Origin of the sequence: Pseudomonas sp. NyZ201, from assembly GCF_049860765.1 — a bacterium.
GTDB lineage: Bacteria > Pseudomonadota > Gammaproteobacteria > Pseudomonadales > Pseudomonadaceae > Aquipseudomonas > Aquipseudomonas bharatica.
In genome coordinates this window covers 4749900-4768829 of sequence record NZ_CP187557.1, presented here as the reverse complement: position 1 = coordinate 4768829, position 18930 = coordinate 4749900, and the positions used below count along the sequence as shown (strand labels likewise).

General features: G+C 60.1%; 20 protein-coding genes. 8 read left to right on the top strand and 12 right to left on the bottom strand.

Features of this window, described 5'->3' with window-relative positions; genetic code table 11:
• Positions 1 to 20 precede the first annotated feature (20 nt).
• The 12 genes from ACPFMA_RS21275 to ACPFMA_RS21220 form a co-directional block, all read right to left on the bottom strand.
• Complete coding sequence (locus ACPFMA_RS21275) at positions 21 to 1727, bottom strand: ParB family protein (RefSeq protein WP_425928620.1); 1707 nt, start codon at positions 1725 to 1727, stop codon at positions 21 to 23.
• A 1-nt stretch (position 1728) separates the two neighbouring features.
• Positions 1729 to 2076: an Arc family DNA-binding protein gene (locus tag ACPFMA_RS21270; RefSeq protein WP_009399681.1), complete on the bottom strand. Its 348-nt coding sequence runs from the start codon at positions 2074 to 2076 to the stop codon at positions 1729 to 1731.
• A gap of 27 nt (positions 2077 to 2103) precedes the next feature.
• Positions 2104 to 2985 carry a DNA adenine methylase gene (locus ACPFMA_RS21265; protein WP_425928619.1) on the bottom strand — a complete coding sequence of 294 codons (882 nt, stop codon included), beginning with the start codon at positions 2983 to 2985 and terminating at the stop codon, positions 2104 to 2106.
• Positions 2982 to 4007: a nucleoid-associated protein YejK gene (yejK, locus tag ACPFMA_RS21260; protein WP_425928618.1), complete on the bottom strand. Its 1026-nt coding sequence runs from the start codon at positions 4005 to 4007 to the stop codon at positions 2982 to 2984. The genes ACPFMA_RS21265 and yejK overlap by 4 nt, the downstream gene beginning before the upstream one ends.
• Positions 4007 to 4240, bottom strand: coding sequence for a hypothetical protein (locus tag ACPFMA_RS21255; RefSeq protein ID WP_425928617.1), 234 nt, complete (start codon positions 4238 to 4240; stop codon positions 4007 to 4009). The genes yejK and ACPFMA_RS21255 overlap by 1 nt, the downstream gene beginning before the upstream one ends.
• Entirely contained in the window at positions 4233 to 4760 is a 528-nt protein-coding gene (locus ACPFMA_RS21250) for a hypothetical protein (protein WP_425928616.1), read from the bottom strand. The genes ACPFMA_RS21255 and ACPFMA_RS21250 overlap by 8 nt, the downstream gene beginning before the upstream one ends.
• Positions 4750 to 4938, bottom strand: a complete 189-nt coding sequence (locus ACPFMA_RS21245; protein ID WP_080604760.1) for a hypothetical protein — start codon at positions 4936 to 4938, stop codon at positions 4750 to 4752. The genes ACPFMA_RS21250 and ACPFMA_RS21245 overlap by 11 nt, the downstream gene beginning before the upstream one ends.
• Complete coding sequence (gene dnaB / locus ACPFMA_RS21240) at positions 4935 to 6281, bottom strand: replicative DNA helicase (RefSeq protein WP_425928615.1); 1347 nt, start codon at positions 6279 to 6281, stop codon at positions 4935 to 4937. The genes ACPFMA_RS21245 and dnaB overlap by 4 nt, the downstream gene beginning before the upstream one ends.
• Positions 6278 to 6976: a DUF2786 domain-containing protein gene (locus ACPFMA_RS21235; RefSeq protein WP_425928614.1), complete on the bottom strand. Its 699-nt coding sequence runs from the start codon at positions 6974 to 6976 to the stop codon at positions 6278 to 6280. Before ACPFMA_RS21235 ends, dnaB begins: the two co-directional genes overlap by 4 nt.
• A gap of 112 nt (positions 6977 to 7088) precedes the next feature.
• Positions 7089 to 7460: a hypothetical protein gene (locus tag ACPFMA_RS21230; RefSeq protein WP_009399667.1), complete on the bottom strand. Its 372-nt coding sequence runs from the start codon at positions 7458 to 7460 to the stop codon at positions 7089 to 7091.
• Positions 7457 to 8206: a hypothetical protein gene (locus tag ACPFMA_RS21225; protein ID WP_425928613.1), complete on the bottom strand. Its 750-nt coding sequence runs from the start codon at positions 8204 to 8206 to the stop codon at positions 7457 to 7459. The genes ACPFMA_RS21230 and ACPFMA_RS21225 overlap by 4 nt, the downstream gene beginning before the upstream one ends.
• Positions 8199 to 9083 carry an AAA family ATPase gene (locus tag ACPFMA_RS21220; protein WP_009399663.1) on the bottom strand — a complete coding sequence of 295 codons (885 nt, stop codon included), beginning with the start codon at positions 9081 to 9083 and terminating at the stop codon, positions 8199 to 8201. Before ACPFMA_RS21220 ends, ACPFMA_RS21225 begins: the two co-directional genes overlap by 8 nt.
• Before the next feature lie 678 nt (positions 9084 to 9761).
• Between ACPFMA_RS21220 and ACPFMA_RS21215 the strand changes: the two genes are divergently transcribed.
• The 8 genes from ACPFMA_RS21215 to ACPFMA_RS21180 all read left to right on the top strand — a co-directional run bounded on the left by ACPFMA_RS21215 (position 9762) and on the right by ACPFMA_RS21180 (position 18842).
• Positions 9762 to 11099 (top strand): NAD(P)/FAD-dependent oxidoreductase, encoded by a 1338-nt coding sequence (locus ACPFMA_RS21215; protein ID WP_425928612.1) that lies wholly within the window; start codon positions 9762 to 9764, stop codon positions 11097 to 11099.
• 144 nt (positions 11100 to 11243) lie between these two features.
• Positions 11244 to 12275: a polyamine ABC transporter substrate-binding protein gene (locus ACPFMA_RS21210; RefSeq protein ID WP_420057961.1), complete on the top strand. Its 1032-nt coding sequence runs from the start codon at positions 11244 to 11246 to the stop codon at positions 12273 to 12275.
• 38 nt (positions 12276 to 12313) lie between these two features.
• Positions 12314 to 13324 carry an ABC transporter substrate-binding protein gene (locus ACPFMA_RS21205; protein ID WP_425928611.1) on the top strand — a complete coding sequence of 337 codons (1011 nt, stop codon included), beginning with the start codon at positions 12314 to 12316 and terminating at the stop codon, positions 13322 to 13324.
• A 93-nt stretch (positions 13325 to 13417) separates the two neighbouring features.
• On the top strand, positions 13418 to 14500 hold the full coding sequence (locus ACPFMA_RS21200; RefSeq protein WP_425928610.1) for an ABC transporter ATP-binding protein: 1083 nt from the start codon (positions 13418 to 13420) through the stop codon (positions 14498 to 14500).
• Complete coding sequence (locus ACPFMA_RS21195) at positions 14497 to 15378, top strand: ABC transporter permease (protein WP_009399650.1); 882 nt, start codon at positions 14497 to 14499, stop codon at positions 15376 to 15378. Before ACPFMA_RS21200 ends, ACPFMA_RS21195 begins: the two co-directional genes overlap by 4 nt.
• Positions 15379 to 15382: 4 nt before the next feature.
• Positions 15383 to 16198, top strand: coding sequence for an ABC transporter permease (locus tag ACPFMA_RS21190; protein WP_420057966.1), 816 nt, complete (start codon positions 15383 to 15385; stop codon positions 16196 to 16198).
• A complete protein-coding gene (locus tag ACPFMA_RS21185; RefSeq protein WP_425928609.1) occupies positions 16195 to 17676 on the top strand; it encodes a 2Fe-2S iron-sulfur cluster-binding protein in 1482 nt (493 codons plus the stop codon). The genes ACPFMA_RS21190 and ACPFMA_RS21185 overlap by 4 nt, the downstream gene beginning before the upstream one ends.
• Entirely contained in the window at positions 17673 to 18842 is a 1170-nt protein-coding gene (locus tag ACPFMA_RS21180; protein WP_425928608.1) for an NAD(P)/FAD-dependent oxidoreductase, read from the top strand. The genes ACPFMA_RS21185 and ACPFMA_RS21180 overlap by 4 nt, the downstream gene beginning before the upstream one ends.
• Positions 18843 to 18930: the final 88 nt, after the last annotated feature.

Sequence of the window (18930 nt, the reverse complement as noted above, 5' to 3'; positions counted from 1 at the left end):
CCATTCATCTCATCGAGTGTTCAGTTGCCCTGGGCTTCCGAGGACCGTTTGAACTCTTCGATTTCCAAGTCGATCAACCTGCGAGCTAGCCGAATGATGCGGAACAACTTGACCAGCGCTCCGTCGCTCAAACGGCCGTCGTCTCCTGGGGACTGTTCAGCACTCAGGGGCTGGCCCAGCAGCAGTTGGCCTAGGCCGGCTGCAAACTCAAACTCAGCTAATGCGCTGGCAGGATCTGGTTGCTCGTTCAGCATCTTCAGAGCGATGGCCATGGCCCCGCTCAATGACTGAAGCAGTGTCAGCGTATGTTGAGCTGTTGCAGTGACTTCAACTTCGGTGTCCGGCTGTTTGTACTTGAAACCGATCCCGCCATTGATTGCCTGGATATCGCCAGGGCCGTTGACGGACTCGAGAATCTCCACTGCCAGCTGGGCTACCTGCTTGCGTAACTCTGCAGGGTGTTCAGTCTGCCGTTCGATGTACCAAAGGTCTGTGATGGGGTGCAGTCCACCGGCCTGGACAGGGATCGCGACCAAGCAGTTCGAGTTGAAGTCGGGCAGTGTCTCGCCACTGAGTGCGGCCAGCTTCGCTTTTGTCTCTATCACCCGCTGGCTGAGGTTCGCAGGGGAAACAATATGCCCTGCAATCCTTGCCTGCTGCTCCTCAGAGGTGAGCGAGGTGCCCGGCGCCGGACCAGGTGGAGGAAGTGGTGCAGATGCGGGGTTCTGAGAACCTCCGGTATTTCCAGACGCCTGGCGTGGAGGGGGAGGTGCTGAGTCTCCACCAGCAGTTGGAGGAGGGGGAGTAGTGGCAGGAGCAGGAGCTGCTGCAGGCAGCTCAACCACCGGCGTTGAGCGACGAAGTCTGTCCTGCTGTTGGGTGATCTCTAGCAGAATGTCCTCATATCCCAGTGGGAGCGATTTCTTCATCGTGCCGATGAGCTCGTCCTGGAAACGCTGGAACAGAAACTCTTCTGCTTCACCTTCGAACTGAGCAAGGACGTCCTGGAACAGCATTTCGAAGTCGACGCCTTCATTGCTGTAATGCTTTTCCCAGCATGCCAACGCAGATTTTCTCAGCGCAATTATCTTAGTGATACGGTCGATACCGAGGCCTGAATAGAGCAAGCCAGGGACGGCTGGCAACACATATTGCAGGGTGTCCAGCATCCTGCTGATATGAGAAGGGGAGATTGGGTATCCGTCCTTCGTCAGGCGGCGAGAGAGCTCTCGAATCCCAATCACCTCCCCACTCTCGGATTCATACAGCGCTTTTGCGTTCCCTACACCCACGGCGCGTTCGATGAACTTGAGTTCACCCTTGAGATCCTCAGCCAGGTGCCCGGTAAGCATGATGATCTCGCCGCGGGCTTGGTCCCAAGGGCGGAACAAGAAATTGATCGTCTGGAACTTGGGATCACCAGTCTCCTGAAACAACTCCTTTAGAATCGTGAGTCGAGTATTGCCACCGTTGCGGATCCGGAACTTCTCCTCACCTGGACGGCGTGTAATCGGCGGGGGGGTGTCGAGGCCCCGGTTGCGAATCGATTCCTTGAGCTCGTCGTACCGGGGATTGCGTGTGGTCCGAGGGTTGTCCTCCCAAGGGAGAACAACGTCGACGCTCAGCACCATAGGTGTATCAGCGATAGGGTCGGTCATGGCAGCGCTGGAGGCTGTGGGGCTGAAGCCTGGAGCCAGGAGCTTGGATTTCAGGTCTGTAACGGCCATATCAAGCTCCTACCGTCGCGACGTGAGACTGGCCCAGTGGAGTTTGCTTGCGGACCAGGTGCAGCACCTCTTGGATATCGTCCTGGGTAGGAGCGGCGTTTTGCAGCAGGCGATCGATGACCCGGTATGCGCGGGTCAGCTCGGCTTTCAGTTCTTCGGCATTGAGGGAACCGTCCAGAATCGGCTGAGCCGGCTCGAACTGGGTGTTCAGTGACTGTTCGAGGCGGTCGATAATCTCGCTATTCATGGACCGATGGTTCTTGCGGGCCACTTCCGCGACTTGCTCACGCATGCCATTCGGCAGGCGAACTACGAATTTGTCGGCGGTACGGGAGTTGGTTGCATTCATGATGTTCTCCAAAAAATGCGGGAGCGCTCAGCGCCGGGCAATGAAGGGGCGGTAGCTGTGGTCTGGAACAGCAGCGAAAAAATCGAACTGAGACAGGCCTTGAAAGGCTGAGGGGTTCAGCCAGAGGCATTCGGTCCGCCCTCGCGCACCGTCGGCGTATGCCTGCCTACTTACCCGGTACCAGTCTTTGTAGAGATCGTCGTAAAGGGCGCAGGGATAACCTGAGAGCACCACCATCCCTTGTCTGCTCTGCAAGAAGGTGGCGAGCTGCAGGTGTTCTTCGTCACTCAATTCGTACCGATAGGATTTGCCGGTGGAGGTGTGGCGAACTTTGGTGCTACGAGTGGAGTGAACATAGGGTGGATCCACGTAATGCAGAGTGCTCGGCCGATCGTGGTGCTCCATGATCGCCAGAGCGTCGCGATGCTCGATCACGACTCCCTGTAAGCGCTCAATGATTGTGGCTAAAGCATCAGGGTAGTTACGCCAGTCCACCGCAGGTGAGGTGCCTGATCGAACTGACGTTGAGCGAAACCCCGTGCGCTCCCCGCTGGCAGCTGCACTACCAAACCCTTGGAAGGAGCGGAGTACCATCCGCCGGGCACGCTCAAGAGGATCTGCCGTCTCGCTGTAGCTTGCAGCAAACTCTTCCCGGGCGAAGGGGGTCAGTGCGAGGACGTTGCGAAGTTCATCACCACGGTCCCGGGCCATACGGAACAGGTTGACTACTTCACTGTCCAGGTCGTTATAGATCTCCGCAGAGCTTCGAGGCTTGCGCAGCAGAACAGATGCTGCACCACCAAACGGCTCTACGTACGTGTGGTGGGGAGCTAAGTGCTGGATGATCCACTCAGCAAGTCTCCACTTCCCCCCGTGATACCTCAGTATCGGGCGCTGAACTTCTTTCATTGAAGCTCTCCCGATTCCGTGACACGACGTTTCAGCTGGTCCTTGAGCTGAGTGGGCAAGTTCTTGATCGTCAGGGAACCGGTGCCGGCGTCGTAGGTGACGTTGGATCCGAGCAGATGCGCTTCAAAGCTGATCGACAGACCCTCGGCTCGGCCGGTGAAACGGCGGAACTGGTTGAGCACCCGCTTGTCAGCCGGAATCTCGGGTGACAAGCCGTAATCCCTGTTGCGGATGTGGTCGTAGAACGCCTGGGGTCGATCTTCATCGAGGACTTCTGACAGTTCCTGCAGATGGAGGGGCTGGCCGAGCTTCGTTTGAGTCGTGGCGTAATCAAGGAGCGCATGAGTTTTTTCACGCGCGCTTTCTTCAGGCAGGTCCTCTTTCTCGACGTACTCGGTGAACGCCTTGAGGAGCGTGCGGGTTTCACCTGGTCCGTCGACGCCTTCCTGACAGCCGATGAAGTCGCGGAAGTAGTCCGAGCTCTTCCTGCCAGTCTTCCCTTTGACGATTGAGATGTACTGCTTCGAGTTTGGATTGTTCTGCCACTCGCTCAGGTTTATCCGGGCTGCGCAGGAGAAATTATTGGTGTCCAGGTAGCGGGAGACGACAACGTTGAGATCATCATCCAGGCCAACGGTCTGGACCTGCTGGAGGACTGCGATCATCAGGTATTCAGTCAGGCCTTGCTGGTAATGGCTGAAGAGCACGTGGCCACCGGTGGACAGGTTGATCTCTTCAATCAGTTTCTGCAGGTGCTCGACAGACACACGGGTGAAGCCGGTGAAGTCTTGCTTCTCATCCAGGTACTGTTTCAGCCAGCCGCTGAATGGGTACGCTCCCGACTCCCCGTGGAAGAAGCCCCACACCTTGCCTTGCTTGGCGTTGTAGCTGTCGTTCAGGTCAGCCTGGAGAGCCTCGACGGCATCCGTGGCCGGGAGCTCTGAGTCATGCGCGTGAAGGATGGCCGGGTTGCCGTCGGGCTGCTTATCGAGCTGGTGAAAGATTGCATGTCGAATCGGCATTATTGAATCCCCCGGGAGGCGGTGTTTTGGGTCTCGGCCCGGCGGAGCAGCGCCCGAGTATTACGTTCGGTACGGCGATCGCTGGGCGTGCAGGACGTGAAGATCGGTGTAAAGCCGGACTTGCTGAATTTCAGATGCCCGCTGCTGGAGCGGGAGAGAGTCCAGCCTTCGGAGAGGGCGAATTCGGCAAGCCGACGGACACTGTCGTGCGCGCCGCGAAGGAGGTTACGCATTGGATCCGACCTCCTTCTGGCAAAGTGCATCACCGGCTTGGATGGCCACGATCTCCGGGGTGCAGCCGGGGTATTGGGTCGCCAGGTCGGTGAGGAACTCACGTGCTGTTTCGCGCGATCCAGGAATGCGGAAGACCACGGTGCAGTGATTGGCCTCGTCCACGGAGTTGGTCAGATGGGGGGTTACTGCGACCTTCAGACCGCAGCTCAGGAGGTGCCTTGGTACCCATACGGACCAGAAGTAATTGGTCAGCAAGGCTGGTTGGCCAAGAAGGGTGGCTGCCAGCGTTCCAGCACAATCGCTCTCCAGCTCGATGTACTTCAGCCGTGCAAGCTCTTGCAGAGCCTCATTCAACTCAACAGGCACCGTGGCCTCACCGAACTGGGTGAGTCGTGAGACAACCTGGCCGAGAGCCTCCAGCCAAACCGCGTTTACACCTGACCGGTGCGCAAAGGCCAAAGCCGATTGGTCGGTATTTACGATCGCAGAGATCGAAGGGTAGATCTGCTCAGCCTGCATTGGGCACCTCCGAAAGAGGATCGAGGTCGTAGCTGCCGCAGACCGGGCATACTAGGACCTCTGCTTCACCTTCTGGCGTGTGCTCTGCAGCATGAACTTCGCGCACCTGGTGCAGGGAAAAATGCCGGCCGCAGTTGCGGCACATGTGGGTGAGCGCTGGTGATTGAACGCGCGTCATGCTGAGGCTCCTTGCCAGTGATCGGCAGTGAGGTTTGCGAAGCGGGTTTGATTGGCAATGAAGGCTGCACGGACATATCCAGTCGGCCCTTGGCGCTGCTTGCCGAGGATCAGCTCGGCGATGCCCTTGTGCTCGGAGTCCTTGTTGTAGACCTCATCCCGGTAGACGAAGATGATCACGTCGGCGTCTTGTTCAATGGCGCCGCCATCGCGGAGGTCGGCATTGATTGGACGCTTGTTTGGCCGTCGCTCCAGCTCGCGGTTGAGCTGTGATAGGGCGATCAAGGGGCAGTGGAACTCTTTCGCAATTGCCTTGAGACCGTTTGAAATCTTCCCGATCTCATTTGCCCGGTTTTCTTGCCCGGGACAGTGCATTAGCTGCAGGTAATCGGCCATGATCAGGCATGGCTTTCCAAACCGCCGGCTCGCACGCCGTGTTTTCGCACGCATTGCTGCAGGGGTGAGATTCGCGCTGTCGTCGATGACCAGGCGGTTGCCGTAGCTATTCATCCTGTGAACCGCAGCAGTCAGTTTTGGCCAGTCCTCATCCAGCAGTTTGCCTTTCAACAGTCTGCTCAAGTCGATGTGTCCCAGGATGGCCAACATCCGATAAATCAACGCCTCAGTTGGCATCTCCATGCTGTAGATCACGACGATTTTGTCTGGCGAGCTTGTGAGAGCGGCGTCTACTACGCTCAAGCAGAAGGAGGTCTTACCCATGGAGGGGCGTGCACCTACGATGATCAGATCTGCGGGTTGGAGACCCCCTGTCATTTCATCGAGGTCAGTGATCCCAGTCGGGACGCCCGTGACGGTTACATTGCCATTGAAGTGAGCATCGATCTTTTCAACGACCGCTAGAAGAGCGCTGTTCAAGTCAGCAAATTCGCCGACAGCGCGGCCTTCGCCTAAGGCATAGAGCTTCTGCTCGAGCAATTCCTGGACCGCCGTCGCTTCTGCTTGCTGATCAGCAGCCTCGCGGGAGCCTTGGAAGCACAACGACATGAGGCGGCGAAGGTGCGAGCGGTTTCGAACTATCTCCGCGTAGTGAACGATGTTTGCGACGGAGGGCGTGTTCTTCGCGAGTTCGCCGAGGTACCCCAAGCCACCGACTTCTTCAGGAATCGGCAGGACCTCGGCAATCGTCACCACATCGAACGGGCTGTTCTTTTCAGACAGGCTCTGGATCGCCTTGAAGATCTTTTTGTGTTCGCCCCGGAAGAAATCGTCAGCTTGTAGCCGATCACCAACCAGGTCCCAGGCATCGTTATCGAGCATCAGCCCGCCCAAGACCCCCTGCTCGGCCTCGATCGAATGAGGTGGTGAGAGGTTCAGATCGATCATCTGGAACCTCCGAGGGCAATGGCTGGCTGTGTATCGCGACCGACTCCACGGTGGAGCTGTGCCCGCTGGCCCTGCTGAATTCCAGCTTGCAATGAGCTACTGTCATGGCCTTTGGCTTCGCTCGGCGTGATAGTGGAACGTTCCAACTGTGGGTGATGTAGGTTTAAGTACGCGGTGATATCAGCCTGGGTCTCTGGATCTAGGTCACCGGCAAACTCTCGAACTTTGAATGCCACCGCAGCGATCCATCCTTCGGCAAATAGTTGCCCACGACGACGTTTGGTTTTCAGCTGGCATCGTTTCTGCTGCGAAACATGCTCGCGACGGGCTTTTTGCAACTGCAGGATCAAACTGCTGTAGGCATAGGCAGCCAGATCCGGACCTATCCCCTTGCCCAGAAATTTGAAGCAGTACCCCTTCGATGGGTGGTAATAGGAAAGGTGGCTGCAGTCGAACGCGGTCGCGCACGTTGCGGCTAGAGAGTGCAGCCAGTCTGCTGGCGAGCGACGAGTCCCCGTTGGAATGCTTGCTTCAAGTACGAGACTGGCACGAAGCTCGTCGGACTCGATGTTGTACCGGGCCATGAGAGATCGGGCCTGGCGCAATGCGGTTGCTGCCTCGTTGGTGTTTGCCCCTGGGTTGTAGGCCAAGGCCATCAGCTTGGTGACTTTGTCGAGGATCTTTTCCTTGTCCATCAGGAACCCTCCCTGAGGCGAAGAGGCCGACTGATCAAGGAAGATATGAACGCGGCTAGGGTTTTCAGCGAACCGAAGTCAAACAGCTCACGTAGGCGAATGGGGACGATGTTCATTCATCGCCTCCTGCATTCTTGTAGAGAGGGTCCGCACCGATGAAAACCTCCGCAGGCACAGCTGGCCACTCAGCGCGGAGAGCTGCAAAATTGCCCTCGTTCCAGCAGCGCAGGAACTCCATGGGGGACTCACATGGATGTTCTAGGACATATTGGATAGCCGCCACAGCTGCATTGGGAAGGCACAGATCAAACGCAAAAGTGCCATCGTCGCCCACCGTGAAATTGCCGGTGTTGAGCTGGAATGGCATTCCATTCAGCTCCACTTTTACAGGCGCCCAGGCGGGTTCTTGGTGCTCCTGCCTGATCGTTGCTAGGCGATCCTGGAGCATTCCCAGCGTGAGTGTTTTAGGGAGGGATACCTTCATGGCGCTTCCCCTTGTCCACTACTTTGGAGCAAGGCCGCTTTCCACTGGCGCAGTGTCTCGCTTTCGTCTGCCGTCAAGGCTGTCACGGCAACAGCTTCGGCCACCTTTTCCTGAAGAAGTCGCAGGCGTTCCTCAACCGATGAACCATCGTCATAAGCAAGGTGGCTGGTCAGGTCGCTGATCATGAAGTAACGGAGTGATCTGATATTGCCGACACGGTGTTGCTCAGCCGATTGTCCGAAGAGCCGATCAGGTGTTTTCAGCTCGTTTCTGAGGTAAACGTTGAATTCAGAAGGGTTGTAGGTGGTGTAGAACTGCCGTGCACGATTCAGGATGAGTGCAGCTTTAATGGTGTCCAGCAGCTCGTTATGGGCGTCGGTGGGCAATGGGAATGTACGGGCAACCAACTGCTTCGCCAGTGCGTCCCGCGCATCTTGTCGGCGCTTCGTATTTTTCTCGGTCCGAACCCGCTTTTCTTTTGCATGGGTCACGCTCTGGCCGACCGACTCTACAAGTCGGGAGGCATCCAACAGCAGTTGGCACTGATCTGGAGTTAGAAGTGCGCCCAAATTTGCTATGAGACCTTCGCCGCGCTGGCGTCCGTTTGCAAGGTTCCGCAACTCGGTCGCTGTCGCGGTGAGCTTTGTCTGAACGCTGCGCAGGTTTTGGGAACTGAACATGTTCCCGAGCCGGGCAACCTCGTCAGGGGTAAAACCAACTGCTTGAGATATTTGAGGCTTAGTCACGACGTGCCTCCTTGACGATTTCGGCTACTCGCTCTTCGGTCATTGCTTCGAAGCGGTCCGTCCACTCTGGAAAGGCCTCGATCGCCAAGCTGCGGATAATGTTCAGCGCCGCCGGTGACTTACGGTTCGAAGGTTGGCGGTATTCCAGCCGGTGCGCCGGTACACCTTGGCTTGCGGCTTTCTTGAAGATGACGGCGTCGGGAATGATTGATTGAAGGACGGTGTAGTCAGGGTTCCCGTCGAAAATTTCACGGACGGTGCGGTGGATCTCGCGCGCGTCAGCAGTTTCGTCCAGTCCGTTGATGATGATGTTGATGTGCGGAATGGTGAGGCCGAGGCGTGCGTAACTGCGCAGGCCATCCATCATGTGAATGGTCCCACGGCTGAATTCGCGCGCGGCCAACATGTTCGGGGGGAGGGGGGAGAGGATAATATCGGATGCAAGAACGACCATTTCCAGCATGGCCGAGCGGGCGCCCTGGGTATCGAAGAGGATGAGGTCGTAATCGGCATCGAAAGCCGACATCAGGTTCGCTAGTCGAAGTCTCCCGTCGGGTGCCTGCAGTATGAGGTTGTTCAGTTGGTTGTTGGCGTCGTTGGAGATGATGACGTCCAGGTTCTTGATCGAGGTGCGGGAGATGATCTTGTCCCTGCCCGTCTCGTTGTAGGACAGCAACTCGAAAATTCCGCCCGGAGCGGTGTATTCGAGAGGATAGTAGGAGGATGCTGAGGGCTGGACTGGGTCCAGATCGATGAGGAGCGTACGCAGGCCTGCGTCAGCGATGAATGCGCCCAGGTTGGTGGAGCCGGTGGATTTTCCGGTGCCGCCTTTGGTGGAAACCTGGCCTGCTCGTTTTGCTTTCTTCGGGTGTGTCATTGCCATGCCTCTAATGTGGATTTCATTAGAGGCTGCGTGTCTAGGCGTTGGAATGGAGCTTAAAACCCCTCCCTAGGTGGACATCCCGGCCTAGATCCCAATTGTCTTTTAACCAATTGGTCGTAGGTTCGAATCCTACACGACCCACCATTTTCACAGCGGTTCGTATGTACTAGGAAGCAAATGCTCTGTCAGAGCCAGTCCAGTCGTACCGCCGTCCGAGGCGAACCTTAGAGGCGCTTCGGTGTGACGTAGATATGAAACAGCCCGCGACCTTTACTGGTTCGCGGGCTTTTTCGTTTATGGGCCGCTCTCGTAGGCTCGTGAAAGAAAATACGAAAAACACAACCCGACAAAGATCCCATCCCAGGCCGCAGACGCGGCTGTCTCGCTACCAAGCTTCATAAGCACGGCGACGCCGATGGCGTGCCGTTGCCCTTTCTCCTTTCTGGCCTCCCAGCCAGCGCTATCAGCTACGCATAGTCATTCCTGCATCCCCGCAGCATCGCCTCGTGGCTATCAACGAGCAGACGAACAGCACGGCTCATTTCTGGCGATTCCCTTCCTAAATCACAAAAAGAACAGCGCTACCATTCATTCGATTGACATGGATCGATATGTGGTGGATTATTTTTATTAAGTGATTTTGTAGAATCGCACAGCGATACGGAGTCTAAATTGTACGATCCTCTTGTCAATGCTACCCCTGGCGCAGGAATGCCACATTCGCCCTCCTATTGGGTTGATACAGCGGGTGAGGCCCCGGATGACGATGGCCCGATCTCGGGTGCAGTCGATGTAGAGGTTGCCATCATCGGGGCCGGCTACACGGGGCTCAGTTGCGCGCTGCATCTGGCTCGTGATCATGGGATCAATGCCGTGGTGCTGGAGGCGAATCAGGTGGCCTGGGGGTGCAGCGGTCGTAATGGCAGTTTTGCGCGTATTTCCGGTGGTCGTGTGCCGCTGGCACAGTTGATCAAGCGCTACGGCGCAACCAGGGCCAAGGCCTATTTCGAGGAGATGTCCGACGGGCTCAACACCGTTCGCGGACTGATCCGCGACGGAGCGATCGCCTGCGATCCTCAGCCCGATGGCGTCTACAAGGTGGCGAGCCATGCGTCACACGTCGAGGCACTCAAGCACGAGGTGGGCCTGTACAACGATGTATTGAACTACCGCGCCGAGTTTGTCAGTGGCAGCCAGGTGCATTCGGTGCACAGCGGCGCCGAAGCATTCGGTGCCTTGTATATGCCGGACGGGTTTTCCATGCACCCACTCAAGCTGGCCTGGGGGCTTCACCGCATGGCGCGCACGGCCGGTGCCAGGGTGCATACCTCGTCACCGGTGATGGAGTGGCACAGCAGCAACGGTGTTCATCGTTTGGTCACGCCTGGTGGTGTGGTCACGGCCCGCAAGGTCGTGGTGGCGACCAATGGCTACACCTCGCCAGCACTGAACAGGGCCACTGCCGGACGTGTGCTGCCGGTTCATTCGCAAATCATCGTGACCCGCCCCCTGACTTCGGAAGAGAAGCGGCTCAGCCTTCCAGGCAGCGAATGCATGTTCGATACCCGCAACCTGCTCTCGTATTACCGACGCCTGCCGGACGACCGCATTTTGTTCGGTGGACGCAGCGCCATCACCGGTCGGGAGGCGGACGATCCTCGTCACAGGCAGAACCTGCACGACGCGCTGTGCCGCAAGTTTCCGGTACTGGCCGGTATTGAAGTGGATTACAACTGGGGCGGCTGGGTCGCGGTCAGCGAAAACTCGCTGCCCTTCATCTGCCGGGTGCCGGGGCTCGACAACGTGTACGCCGGTGGTGGTTATGCCGGTAGCGGTGTGTCGTTCTCGGTGCAGACCGGCAAGCGCCTGGCGCAGATGCTGACGGGGACAACGCAGCCCACCTCGATCGATTTCCTGCACCAGGTTCCCAAGCGTTTCCCCTTCCAGCCGTTCCTGCGGTTGGGGCAACGCATGACCTACGCCTGGTATCGCTTCAAGGATTCCCAATAGGCTTTTCGCATCCCGTATGTTTGCGGTAGAGGCCGGAATTAGAGAGGCACAAGTGCTGCCTCCGTCATTATAAAAAGAGTGGTTCGGGTGATTTCGCCCCGCGTTCGATTCAACTGTCTAACTAAAATAACTCAGGAGTTGAAAATGCATTCGATCAATAAGCGCTTGGCTGGCGTGGCGCTGGCCTTGTCCGTGTGTTCCGTGGCCCCTGTGCAGGCTGCGGGTACCGTTACATTCGCTGGTTGGGGCGGGGCGTTGCAGGACGCTGAACGCAAGGCCTATCTCAAACCGGCAGAGGCGGCCCTGGGGATCAGGATCCAGGAAGACAACATGGACGGTCTGGCCGCAGTGCGTGCCCAGGTGATGTCGGGCAAGCCGAAGTGGGACGTGGTCGAGCTGGCCTCCAATGATTGCGTGCTCGCCCAGGAACAGGGCCTGACCGAACCCCTCGATTACTCGGTGATCAGCACCGAAGGCGTGGCAGCCAATTTCTACGGCAAGAACTGGATCGCCAGCAATGCCTACTCCACCGTGTTGGCCTGGGCCAACGATGCCAACGGCAATGCGCCAAAAACCTGGAAGGAGTTCTTCGATCCCCAGGTCAAGGCCTCCCGCGCCATGTATCGCCAGCCCTATACCACGCTGGAGCTGGCCCTGATCGCTGACGGTGTGTCCCCCAAGGCTCTTTATCCATTGGATGTCGACCGTGCCTTCAAGGTGCTGGAGCGTATCAAGCCGCAGGTGGTCAACTGGTGGCGCAGCGGTACCGACTCCGCGCAATTGCTGCGCAGCCGCGAAGTGGATGCCCTGGCGATCTGGGCCTCGCGGGTCGAAGACCTGAAGAAGTCCGGCGAGAACGTCGACTACACCTATGATCACGCGCTGCTCGACTACGACTGTGTGGTCGTGCCCAAGGGCGCGCCGAACAAGGAACTGGCCATGAAGCTGATTGCGCAGATCATGAAGCCGGAAAGCCAGGCGACACTGGTCACCCTGATTCCAAACCCGCCCATCAACGTCAAGGCCTACGACACCGACATCATCCCGCCCGCCATGGCCGCGACCTTGCCAACCGCACCTGCGAACGTCGACAAGGTGGTGTTCTTCGACCCGGTCTGGTGGCAGGCGCACCAGGCGGAAGTCCAGCGTCGTTTTGACTTGTTCATCCAGAATTGATGGGAGGCTCGGGTATGTCCGGTTTCAAGAGGAAAACTTTGCATACGGCCGTCGTGGCCGCATTGGCCCTGGCCGCAAGCTGTACCGCGCTGGCCGACAGCCTGACGTTTTCGGGCTGGGGTGGAGCATTGCAGGATGCCGAGCGCAAGGCCTACCTGGAGCCTGCGGCCAAGGTGCTGGGCGTGACGATCAAAGAAGACAACATGGATGGCCTGGCGGCGGTGCGCGCCCAGGTCATGTCGGGCAAGCCGAAATGGGATGTCGTGGAGCTGGGCAGCACGGAGTGCGCCCAGGCCCAGCAGGAAGGCCTGGTCGAACCCCTCGACTACTCGGTGATCGATGCGACTCACGTCGACAAGAGCGTGGTCAGCAGTCACTGGATCGCCAGCCATGCCTACGCCACCGTCGTGGCTTGGGCCGATGACACCGGTGCTCCCGTGGCGAAGAACTGGCAGCAGTTTTTCGATCCGCAGGTCAAGGGCGCCCGTGCCCTGTATCGGCAACCCTGGTTGACCATGGAGGCGGCGTTGCTGGGTGACGGCGTTGCGCCGAAAGACCTGTATCCGCTGGATGTCGAGCGCGCCATCAAGGTGCTCGAGCGGATCAAGCCACAGGTGGTCAACTGGTGGAGTGCCGGTGCCGACTCGGCGCAGCTGTTGCGCAGCCGCGAGGTCGACTTCCTGGCGATCTGGAACGGACGGGTGAATGATGTCAAGTCCAGCGGCGAGAAGGTGAACTACAGCTTCGACGGCGCCCTGTTGAGCCATGACTGCCTGATCGTTCCCAAGGGGGCGGCCAACAAGGACCTGGCAATGAAGCTGATCGCCCACATCATGACGCCGCAGAGCCAGGCAGCCCTGGCGACGCTCATTCCCTACTCGCCGGTCAACAGCCAGGCATACCAGGAGCCGGCGATCACCGAGGAGCTGGCGGCACGCCTGCCCACCTCGCCGCAGAACATCGACAAGGTGGTCTCGGTGTCTCCCGAGTGGTGGATAAGCAATCAAGCTGCCGTTCGCCAGCGCTTCGCCTTGTTCCTGGCGCATTGACGGTTGCTGCCAGACGCGAAGTAAGGAAGGGCGCCTCGGCGTCCCTGCTTCAATAAAAAGGGCTGAAGTTGCCCGTTTGTGCCGAGTGTGTGTATGTCCGAAGACCCTAAACTTTCGATGTCGATCGACATCGAGAACCTTACCAAGACCTACGACAGCTTTGCTGCGTTGGATGATGTCTCACTCTCGATCAAGAGTGGCGAATTCCTTTCTCTGCTCGGTTCCTCGGGGTCCGGCAAGACCACGCTGCTGATGGCGCTGGCCGGTTTTGTTCGCCCTGACGCCGGCAGTATTCGCTTTGGCGGTCGGGAGATGATTTTCGAGCCGCCCCACAAACGCGATGTCGGCATGATGTTCCAGAGCTACGCACTGTTCCCGCACATGAACGTGTTCCAGAACGTCGCCTACCCGCTGAAGCTGCGCGCTTACGCACGCGCTGAAATTCGCCAGCGGGTGGAGCAGGCATTGGCCACGGTAGAGCTCGACCATTTGATCGAGCGAAATATCACCGAGATGTCGGGTGGTCAGCGCCAGCGGATTGCCCTGGCCCGGGCCATCGTCTTCGAGCCGAAGATCCTGTTGATGGATGAGCCGCTGTCGGCGCTCGACAAACGCCTGCGGGAAACCATGCAACTGGAACTGCGCCGCTTGCATGAGCGCCTGGGCATGACCGTAGTCTACGTGACCCATGACCAGCGCGAAGCCTTGACCATGTCCGACCGCATTGCGGTGATGAGCAAGGGCAGGATTCGCCAGATCGATACGCCGGTGAACCTCTACGAGCGCCCGGCCAATCGCTTCGTTGCAGAGTTCGTCGGCGAGTCGTCCTGCCTGCCGGTGGTGCCGCACGAAGGGGGCGCTCGATTCCAGGGGCGTTCCCTGGCCACTGTCAGCGCGGTGGCCGGGCTCAAGAACCCTAGCCTGGTGGTTCGTCCGGAAAAACTGCAATTCGTTTCGGCCGATGCCACTGGGTACAACCAACTTTACGGCCATGTCACCGATGTGATTTTCCAGGGTGAGAGCCAACTGGTGCAGATCGACCTGGGCGAGGGCATGTCGGTCGCCATCCGCCGGCCGACCCGCAGCTCCGAAAGCGGCCGCCTGCCAGCCCGTGGCGAGGCCGTGGTGCTTGGCCTGCACCCGCAGGACACCCTGGTGGTTGGAGACGAACCATGAGCATTGGCGATCTGGACGCGTTGAATGCCCGTCGCTTGCGCAGTGCCGAGCGGCGTCACCGCTGGTATCTGTTCGGCTCGGGATTGCCTGCGTTGCTGCTGGTGCTGCTGACCTTCGTCCTGCCGATCGGCTGGTTGTTCTGGCTGTCGTTGTTCGATGCCAACGGCCAGTTGACGGTGGAGAACTACACCCGGCTGCTGGAGCCGATCTATGTGCTGACGTTCGTGCAGACCTTCAAGATCAGCATCATTGTCACCATCGCCTGCGTGCTGATCGGCTACCCCTACGCCTACTTCATGGTCAAGGGCGCGCGCTGGCTGGCCAACCTGGCCATGGGGCTGCTGCTGGTGTCGCTGTGGACCTCGCTGCTGGTGCGTACCTATGCGTGGCTGATCATCCTGCAGCGTCGCGGTATCGCCAACGACCTGCTGATGAGCCTGGGCCTGACCGACACGCCGCTGGCACTGGTGCATAACCTGACCGGCACGGTGATCGGCATGGTGCACATCATGCTGCCATTTATGATCCTGCCTCTGTATGCCGCGATGAAGAGCATCGACCCGATCTACAACCAGGCGGCGGCCACCTTCGGCGCGTCGCCTTCCCGGGCCTTTCGCGATGTGTTCCTGCCGTTGTCGCTGCCGGGGCTGGCGGCCGGTGCCACCCTGGTATTCGTGATCACGCTGGGCTTCTATGTCACGCCTGCGCTGCTGGGTGGTGGCAAGGTGCAGATGATCTCCATGCGGATCGAGAGCGATGTCTCGATGTATGCCAACTGGGGAGCGGCGTCTTCGCTGGGCGTGGTGCTGTTGCTGGCCACCCTGCTCATGTTGTTCATCGTCAAGAAGGGCGCCGGCCTCAGCCGGCGCAGCGAGTGAAATCATGATCGGATTCAAGCAAACCCTGATGGCTGCCCTGCGTGGTTCCTGGCTGTACGTGCTGGTCCTGGCGACCATGCTGTTCCTGGTCCTGCCGACCCTGATCGTGATTCCCATGTCGCTGTCCGATGCGCGCTACCTGAGTTTTCCGCCCAAGTCGCTGAGCATCGAGCCGTTCTTCAGCTATTTCGCCTCCCTGGAGTGGCGCAGCGCGACGGTGGTGTCGCTGATCACCGCGACGCTGACCATGCTGCTGGCCACCACGCTGGGCACGGCGGCCGCGTATTCGCTGCATGTCACCCAATCGCGGCTGACGGGCGTGCTGCGTGGCCTGCTGATGGCGCCGATGATCGTGCCGACGATCTTCATCGCCATCGGCCTGTTCTTCGTCTATGCCCGCATGGACATGAACAACACCATCCCCGGCCTGGTGCTGGCGCACACGCTGTTGGCGCTGCCTTACGTGGTAATCAACGTCAGCGCCGGCCTGCGCAGCTACGACATGACCCTGGAGCAGGCCGCATGCATTCTCGGGGCGACCCGGCTGCGGGCGTTCTTCGACGTGACCTTGCCGCAGATCCGCTTTTCGGTGATCGCCGCCGCCATGTTCGCCTTTGCCATCTCCCTGGACGAAGCGGTGATCTCGCTGTTCATCAGTGGCGGTGACAGTTCCACCCTGACCAAGCGCATGTTCAGTTCGCTGCGCTCGGAGATCGATCCGCTGATCGCGGTGGTGGCGACACTGATGACGCTGCTGTCGATCAGCATGCTGTGCATCAGCATCATGGCCCAGCGCAAGGCCCGGAGGGCGGCGGCATGAGGGGTGTCGACCTGCGGCTCGAACACGCCAGCGGCGAGGTGGTCGGGTTCTTCTGGAACGGTCGCCCGGTTCAGGGACGCCGGGGCGAAAGCCTGGCCGCGGCCTTGTTGGCCAACGGCATCAAGGTGCTGGCCTGGACGCGCAAATCCCACCGGCCGTTGGGCTACTCGGGCAATTACCTGAGCGGGGTGCTCGCGCGGGTGGATGGCGTGCCCAACGTGCGTCTGGACTTGTTCCCGGTGGCGGCCGGAGTGCGGGTGGAGATGCAGAACTGCTGGCCGAGCCCGGCGTTCGATGTGTTGCGCCTGTCGCGGCTGATTCCGTCGGGCTGGATCCAGGGCGGTTTCGAGCACACCAACCTGGTGCCCAGTGGAACGGCGTTGTTCCAGCGTTGGGAAGCGATCCTGGCGTTTCTCGCCGGGTCGGCCAGGCCGGCCACCCCCACCGGGGAGGTCGCAGTGCCGCCGGCCCGTCGCTTGAGCGCCGGGCGCCTGGTGATCGGTGGCGGGCCCGCCGGCTGCGCGGCGGCCAATGAGGCGGCTGCGCAAGGGCTGGATGTGGTGCTGGTCACCCGTGGTCATGACCTGGCGCGGTATGCCCGGGCCGCCGGCCTGGCTCGGCCAGTCCTGGATGAGCGGGTGACACTGGTCACGGGCGTCGAGGTTTTTGGTGCCTACCGCGAGGGCGAGCTGCTGCTGGGCGCGCCCCATGACCCAAGCCTGGGTGCGCTGGCGCTCGAAGCCGAGGAGATTGTCCTCGCCACCGGACGGCGCGCCTGCCCGCCGGTGGTCCCCGGTATGTGGCTGCCGGGGGTGATGGAGGCACGCACGGCCCTGATCATGGCCAGTGAGCAGGCCGTGGCGCCGGGCGAGCGGGTGGTCGTGGTGGGCAACGGTGATCAGGAGGCATTGGCCAGGCGCTTGCGCCAGTTGGGCGTGAAGGTCGTGGCGGTGCGCCCGTTGGGCGATTTGCGTCGGGTAGCGGGGCGCAACAGGGTCAAGGCAGCGTATTTTGCCGAGCGCATTGCCTGCGATGCGCTGGTACATTCCGGCCCTTGGCTGACAGAGGCCAGCCTGACCTTCCAGGGTCGCGCCGAAGGCTTGCTGCAGTTGCGCGAGCAACGCCCTTGCGACTGGCAAGTGGTGGGGGCTGCCGCCGAGCCGGACCAGCCGGTGCCCGTGGCGGCGCCAGCGTCCCGTCACACCTTGTTGTGCCCGTGCTTCGACGTGTCCAGCCATGAGGTGCAAGCGCTGGTAGAGCAGGGCATCACCGATCTGGAAGTGATCAAACGCCTGACTTCGTGCGGCATGGGCCCTTGCCAGGGACAACCCTGCTGGGATTCGCTGCGCGCCTGGGTCAGTGCCCGAAGCGGTATCGCCCTGGAGCTGCTGGCCAGGCCGACGCTGCGCCCGCCACGCCGGGCCCTGAGCGTCGCTCAGGCCGCGGGCCTGGCCGATGTAGTCGAGCCTTTGAAATGAATACGCCTAATCCTTTGCCTGCCAAGGCATCGATCATCATTGTCGGCGCAGGGATCCAGGGCCTGTCGCTGGCGTTCTATCTGGCAGAACTGGGCGTGCGCGACATTCTCGTGCTCGACGCCGGCTACTGGCAGGGCGGTGCCTCGGGCCGCAACGGTACGCTGATTCGCGGTGCCTTCAGCTCTCCCGAGTGGACACGTTTCTTCGCCCATTCCTGCGAATTGTGGCAAGGCCTGTCCAGGCGCCTGGGCGAGAACGTCATGTATTCCCGCCGCGGCTACACCATGGTGGGCGAGCGCAGTGCCACGGCCGGATTGCTCGACCGCACGCTGGCCGTGCACAAGGAATGCGGGATCCATTCCCACCTGCTGACACCGGGCCGGTTGCGTGAAGTGCTACCCGCCCTGGCCCATGAACGGGTGAGCGCGGCGTTGCACCTGCCTGACAGTGGCGTGGCGCCTCATCATGCCGCCATGCACGCCTATCGCCGGGCGTGCGAGGCCCGGGGCGTAAGCATTCACTATCGCACCTGCGTCACCGCCATCGACCAGAGCGCCGGGCGGGTTGCCGGGGTGCGGGTCGGCGACCAGCGGATTGCCAGCGACACCCTGGTACTGGCCGGTGGTGCCCAGAGCAATGCCCTGGCGCAGATGGCCGGAGTACCGCTGGATGGCTACCCGATGCGCCTGGAGGCCATGGCGCTGGAACCCACGCGGCCCCTGATCGGTCCGGCCGTGGCGTTGCTGGATCGGCTTTGCTATATGCATCAGACCGCGCGTGGGGAAGTGGTGGGAGGGGCCGAGGTGGCCGAGCGCCCGCAACACACCCTGAATGCCGATGTGCCCGTGATGGCAGCCACCGCGCGGGCGTATCTGGAGATGTTTCCGCAACTGGGCCACGCCCGGATCCTGCGCCAATGGGCGGGGCTGGTACACATCTCCAAGGATTTCGGGCCGCTGCTGGGCGCCCATCATGCGTTGCCGGGGCTGTTTGTCAGCGCTGGCTGGTGTTATGGCCACGCAGGCGCTCCGGCTGCCGGCGAGCTGTTGGCCAAGGCAATTGTCAGCGGGCAGGTGGACGAGCGCATGCGCCCGTTCGCCGTGGACCGATTCGAACTGAACCGGCCAGTGGTAGAACCTGGCATCGTACTGAGTCATTTCGAATGAGCGAGCCAAACGGGTACCGTACGCCCTCGAACCCGCATAACCTGAAACGTACCGTGATGCGTATGCCGATGCTGCAGAATAAGGATAA